The following is a 6,375-nucleotide window of genomic DNA, read 5'->3' as shown; positions in this document are numbered from 1 at the left end:
GTTGGTGATATTTTATTGTTAGTTATTATTTAGATTGTTGTTTGTTTGGGTTGGAAAGATTGGTATTTGAATTAAATAGTGTTGTGGTTTTATAAAATTATAGAATTAATTAGACTTGTTTTATTTGTATATTGTAAGGCAAAATTTATTGTTGGGCTAGAATAAATATGTTTGATAAAGATTAATTGTTTTTGGTTGGTGGATTTTTTAGTTTTTGTTAATTGTTATATCTAGATATAGTATATAATGACATGTGAAAATAGTATGGATGACAATGATTAAATCAACTTCTTTTCAATCCTTTAAAGTAAATTTTAGTAAAATACAAAATATTCTTTATAAAGGATAAAAATGCACTTTACTTTGCTAAATGAAAAAGATTTTTTCAACCCCTACTACCGCAAAAAGCAAATTACACAAAATGAATTTGACACTTTTAGCAAGGCTTTAATGCAGTATATAAAAAGGCTTGAAAGTTCACAAAGTGAAAATGAAGACTATCTTGTAGCTAACGCACTTAGTCCATTTTTAACCACTCTAAATTTCAAAACCCACATCAAAACCAAGCAAAAAGGCAAAAGCGAGATCGACTTAGCCATCGCTAAAGATGAGCTTAGCAAAGACTTAGAAGTTCTCATCGAAGCTAAAAAGCCCAACTCAAAAGAATTCATCACCCACACAAAGCCAAATTCCAAAGCCTTGCATGAGGCCATTTTGTATTATTTTAGAAACAGAGAGCATAGCTTTAGCTTGAAATTTATCATCATCACAGACTTTTATAAATTCTACATTTTCAAAGCTAGTGAGTTTGAAGAACTTTTTTATAAAAACACAAGTTTTAAAAAGCTTTTTGAAGAATTTCAAAGCCCAAATTCACTTTTTAAAGGCAACACTGATGAATTTTATAAAGAAGCAAGCAAGCTCATAGAAAATTCCAAAGAAAGCTTAAAAGGCTTTTTCATTGATTTAGCCTTTTTAAAAGACAAGCAAAAGTCAAATTTCAAAAACCTAGCAAGCATTTTTAAAACCTTCCACAAAGACTTTTTGCTAAATGAATTTAGCCCAAATGACGCAAACTCACTAAACAACGCATTCTATAAAGAGCTTTTATACATCTTGGGTTTAAGCGAGAGCAAACAGCTTTCTAAATTCATCATCACACAAAGTGAGCAAAGCAAACAAGCCCAAGGCACACTTTATCATCTCATAGCGAGCAAGCTTCCAAAGCATGACTTTGAAGAGGTGCTAAAATTCATCATACTTTGGCTAAACCGTATTTTATTTTTAAAGCTTATTGAGTCAAATTTGGTTAGATTTAACGATGATAAAACCCTTAAATTTCTAAACTATGAAAAAATTCCAAATTTCACCACCCTTTCACACCTTTTCTTTGATATCTTAGCTAAAGAAAAGCACACAAGAGCACAGAGTAAATTTAGCTATTTGCCTTATTTAAATTCATCACTTTTTGAAAAACAAGCCATCGAAAAAACCACACTAGAAATCGCTACTTTAGAAAATGATGCTTTGCTAGAGTATCACCCACACACGCAGTTAAAAGATGACAAAGGCAAAAGTAAAAAAGGCAAAGTAGGTTTGCTTGAGTATTTGTTTGAGTTTTTAGACAGCTTTGACTTTGGAGCAGATGAGCAAAGCGAAGAACTCATCAAGCAAAAAGAACTCATCAACTCAAGCGTTTTGGGAAATGTCTTTGAAAAGCTAAATGGCTACAAAGAAGGTAGTTTTTACACTCCAAGCTTTATCACTTCATATATGTGTAAAGCAAGTATAGAAAAAGTCGTGCTTGATAAGTTTAACCATACTTTTAAGCTAAATGCCACCAAGCTAAGCGAGCTAAGAACCCAGCTACGCCAAGAAAAAATCCCTCAAGAGCAAAAACTAGCCTTGCTAAATTCCATACGCATTTGCGATCCTGCGGTGGGAAGTGGGCATTTTTTAGTTTCAGCTTTAAATGCCATGCTTATGGTGCATTATGAGCTTGGTTTGTTTGAAGAGGACTTTTACCTAAGTGTACAAAATGATGAAATTTTAGTGCAAAATCACAAAGGCCAGTTTTTAGAGTATAAACGCCCTGATTTTGACAAAGACAAAACCCATCTTTGTCAAAAAGAACTTTTCGAGCGTAAAAAAGACATCATAGAAAACAACCTTTTTGGAGTAGATATCAACCCAAACTCATGTGAGATCACCAAACTAAGGCTTTGGATAGAGCTTTTAAAACACAGCTTTTATGAAAGCTTTGATGATACAAACTATCATGATCTTAAAACCCTACCAAATATCGACATCAACATAAAATGCGGAAATTCACTTATAAGTTATTTTGAAATTCACAAAAGCCTTTCTCACTACCCCAACATCAAAGAACGCATGGATAAATACAAACGCATAGTCAAAGACTACAAAGAAGGCTTTTACAACGATAAAACTCTCATCGCAAAAGAGATCAAAAACCTTAAAGAGTCTTTTAAAAATTTCTGCTTAAAAGACAAATTTGCCAAAGAGATCAAGCAACTTACCAACGGTGCTAATGAATACTCTAAAAAATACGGCGATTTTTTAGTACAAGATGAAAAAGATGAGAATTTTAGAGCATTTTTCTCTAAAAATATGTTTGAATTTGACTTTGATGAAAGTGCTGCCAAGAAAGAATTTAAAAAGCTTAAAAAGCTTTATGAGAGTATATTTGACTTAGAAAGTGCAAATCCTTTTGAATGGCGTTTTGAATTTAGTGAAGTGCTTGATGAGGGCGGGAGTTTTCAAGGGTTTGATCTCATCATCGGTAACCCACCTTATATAAGAATACAAGGGTTAGATAAAAATTTATCGCAGTATTATAAAAAACATTTTAAGGTGGCAAGTAAAAATTATGATATATACATTTTGTTTGTAGAGCAATGTTTTAAGCTTATAAAAAATAAAGGAGCAATTGCTTTTATAATGCCTCATAAATGGATTAATGCTGATTTTGGGTTAAATTTAAGAGAATTTGCAAAAGATAAGATTAGCAAGATTATATCTTTTGGGGAATTTCAGGTTTTTGATGCTTCAACATATACCGCTTTACAATGGTTTGAAAATAATTCTTCGCATTTGAAATTTATTCAAACGGATAAAAATATCAACTCAAAAGAAGAAATGTCAAATTTTATTTTTAATTTACAAGAAGAAGATTTTAAAATTATAGACAATAAAAAATTATCTTCATCATTTTGGAGTTTTGAAGAAAATTTAAATCAAGAAATTTTCTTAAAAATCAATCAACATATATTGGTAAAGGATTTATTTAGGGTTTTTGTAGGCTTGCAAACAAGCAAAGATAGTGTTTATTTTTTAAAAGATTGCAAAGAAAATAAAAATCTAGTTAAAGGATATTCTAAAGAGCTTAATAAGGAAGTGGAGATAGAAAAAGAAATTTTAAAACCACTTTTAATGGGTGATAATTTTCATAGATATGAAAAACCTGTTTCAAGTTCAATGGTTTTATTTCCTTATTATAAACAAGATGATGCAAATGCTAAAGCAAAAATGTCTCTTTATGATGAAAAAGAATTAAAAGCTAAATTTCCAAAAGCTTGGAGTTATTTAAAAGAGTGTGAAAATGTTTTAAGAGCAAGAGAAAATGGAAGATTGTCTAATGATGATTTATGGTGGAGATATATTTATCCAAAAAATCAAACATTATTCGATAAAGAAAAATTACTTTGTCCAGATATTTGTAATAATACTCATTTTGCTTTTGATGATCTTGGAAAATTTTATTTCACTACAACTATTTATGGTTATGTTAAAAATGAAGAATATAAAAATTTAGATTATAAGTATTTAATAGCTATTTTAAATTCATCATTAACTTGGTGGTTTTTGCAAAAAACTAGCGTTGTGATGAGAGGTGGATTTTATAGGATTAAACCTGCTTATATAGAAAAATTTTGTATACCAAAAATAAATTCTAAAAATGAAAAACTAGCAAACGAGCTTGTAAGTTTAGTCGATGAGATTTTAGTTTTAAAAGAACAAGACAAAAACTCAGACACCAAAATCCAAGAAGATAAAATAAACTCTATCGTTTATAAACTTTACAACCTAAACGAAGAAGAAATAAAAATCATTGAAGGAAAATAATGAAAGAAAATATATATAACATTGATTTAGAAATACCATATAGTGGTATTTTTATAAAGGGTTTAGATGATGAAAAACTAACTATTTCTTTAGATATATTAAAATTTATGGAAATCAATACAGAAAAACTTGAATCTTTAGGTGGTAAGCTAGATGTTGGAGAATTAGCTAAACCATTAAATCCATATATTATTTATAAAACTTTAGAAGAAAATCATAAAAATAACTTTAATGGCATTAAAATTATAGACAAAATAGAAGAAGAAAATAACATTGTTTATTATTTTAATTTTGGATTAACATTAGATACTTTTATAGGACAAATAAAAGAAAATATAGATGAAATTTTATTAAAAAAAATAAACCAAATGAAAAATTTTATATCGTTTTGCTGTTTTTCTTGTGAAATAGTAGGAGACGCCACTTTAATTCTCCCAAGTGAGCTTGAAAATTTAAAAAATAGTTATGGCTATGAAGGAAAAAACTATAAAAGCATTTTTAAAAGAGAAGTTTATATAAATTATAGCTGCTTCGAAAGAATAGTTTTTTCAAATTGCAAATTTGAATCTAAAGTATCTTTACATGCAGTTGATGGAAGTAATAAAAAAATTGCTTTTTTTAATGGCGTAGATTTTTCAAATTGTGTTTTTGAAGATGAGATAAACTTTAAATTTTTTGTATCAGGGACGCCATTACCTGATGGTAAATACTACAACAATGAAAAAGACACTATATTTAAGAATTGTGTATTTAAAAAAAGAGTTGATTTTCACAATTCTAAATTTGTTAATAGTGTATATTTTAATAATTCTTATTTTAAAGATTATGTTGATTTTCATGAATGTAAATTTGAAAAATCAGCTTGTTTTTATGGAGTAACATTTGAAAAAACTCCAAATTTTAGTGCTTGTTATTTTAAAGAGCAAAAAGCTGTAAATTTAACAAATGTCAATATAGATAATTTAGATTTTGAATCAGTTGAAAAATATATAGAAGATAATTATCAAGATGAGACTTATAAAAACGAAATTGAAAATATACACAACGAGGAAAAAGAAAAAATAAATCAGATCAACAACAAGCATAAATTAAGATATGCTAAAAATTTAAAAGATTCTTTCAGAGTTATAAAAGATGTTTTGATAAGCCAAAATAATATTTTAGAGGCTCAAGAATGGCATAAGCTAGAACTTTATGCAAAAGAAAAAGAAACTATGATAAAAGCTACAAGTATAAATGATAATATAGATTCTAAAAATACTACTGCAAAATTTTTAAAAGAAGAATTATATAATTTTACCGAATGGATTAATTTTACATTGTTGTTTGTATATAGAAACACTAGTAGTCATCACACAAGTTTTTTAAAAATACTTAATTTCACAGTTGTAATGATTGCATTGTATGCTTCATTTCTTTTTTGGCTACAAAACGATGGTGCTATTAAATCGGTTTATGGTTTTATAGTTGTACTAGCTTTTGCAGCGGTTATAATTATAGCTTTCGTTTCTTTGATTGCTTGTAAAAGCATATTTAAATTACGCACATCTCGATTTTTTTTATTTGTGAGTATGGGATATGGTGTATTTTTATTATTATGTTTTCAAACTTTAGAGGCTCTTATTGTATGTTGTTATATTTTATTAGCTTCTTCTATTAGTTTGATGTTTTTTTGTAAAAAATGCCTGCGTTTTTTTATTGTAGCTTTGGCATATATTGTTTTTTCTGTTGTTCTAATCGAAAAACCACAATTTATCAACCCTTTTATAGGTGTTTTTTCATCAGAAAAACTTCATGAAAGTAAAATTGAAAAAACCATTCAAGATTTAAATTCTAGTTCTATTCTAAATCTTGCAAAAATTTCTCATAAAGATTTTAACCTATCTTGGCATTATCAAGATGTTTCTTTTGTAGAACTAGATGTGGCTAAGAAGTTAATCATAGAAAACAAAGATAATATCTTAGATTTAAAAGAACAAAATTTAACCATAGCAACAGAATTTTTAGGTAAAAAATATACCGAAATTTCTAAAGCTATAAAGCAAGATGAAATTACATCAAATGTCATAAAATCCACTAGCGTTTTATATAGTATTATACTTTTACTTTGTATATTCTCACTCCAAAAAACCGCACGCAAAAACTCCATAATGCCAAGCTAAATCAAAAGGCTTATTAAAGCCTTTTTTATTTTTTGCTTTTTAAATTTTGCTCGTTTTTAGCTTATGG

2 protein-coding genes are annotated in these 6,375 nt (G+C 28.1%); both read left to right on the top strand.

Annotation, left to right across the window (positions count from 1 at the left end; genetic code table 11):
* Positions 1–351 precede the first annotated feature (351 nt).
* Entirely contained in the window at positions 352–4,146 is a 3,795-nt protein-coding gene (locus tag L8X36_RS03440; RefSeq protein ID WP_263682506.1) for an Eco57I restriction-modification methylase domain-containing protein, read from the top strand.
* A complete protein-coding gene (locus tag L8X36_RS03435; RefSeq protein ID WP_263682504.1) occupies positions 4,146–6,308 on the top strand; it encodes a pentapeptide repeat-containing protein in 2,163 nt (720 codons plus the stop codon). Before L8X36_RS03440 ends, L8X36_RS03435 begins: the two co-directional genes overlap by 1 nt.
* Positions 6,309–6,375: the final 67 nt, after the last annotated feature.

This window comes from Campylobacter sp. CNRCH_2014_0184h, assembly GCF_025772985.1.
Classification (GTDB): domain Bacteria; phylum Campylobacterota; class Campylobacteria; order Campylobacterales; family Campylobacteraceae; genus Campylobacter_D.
Note: the sequence above shows the minus strand (reverse complement) of the source record. Positions and strands in the feature narration are given on the sequence as shown.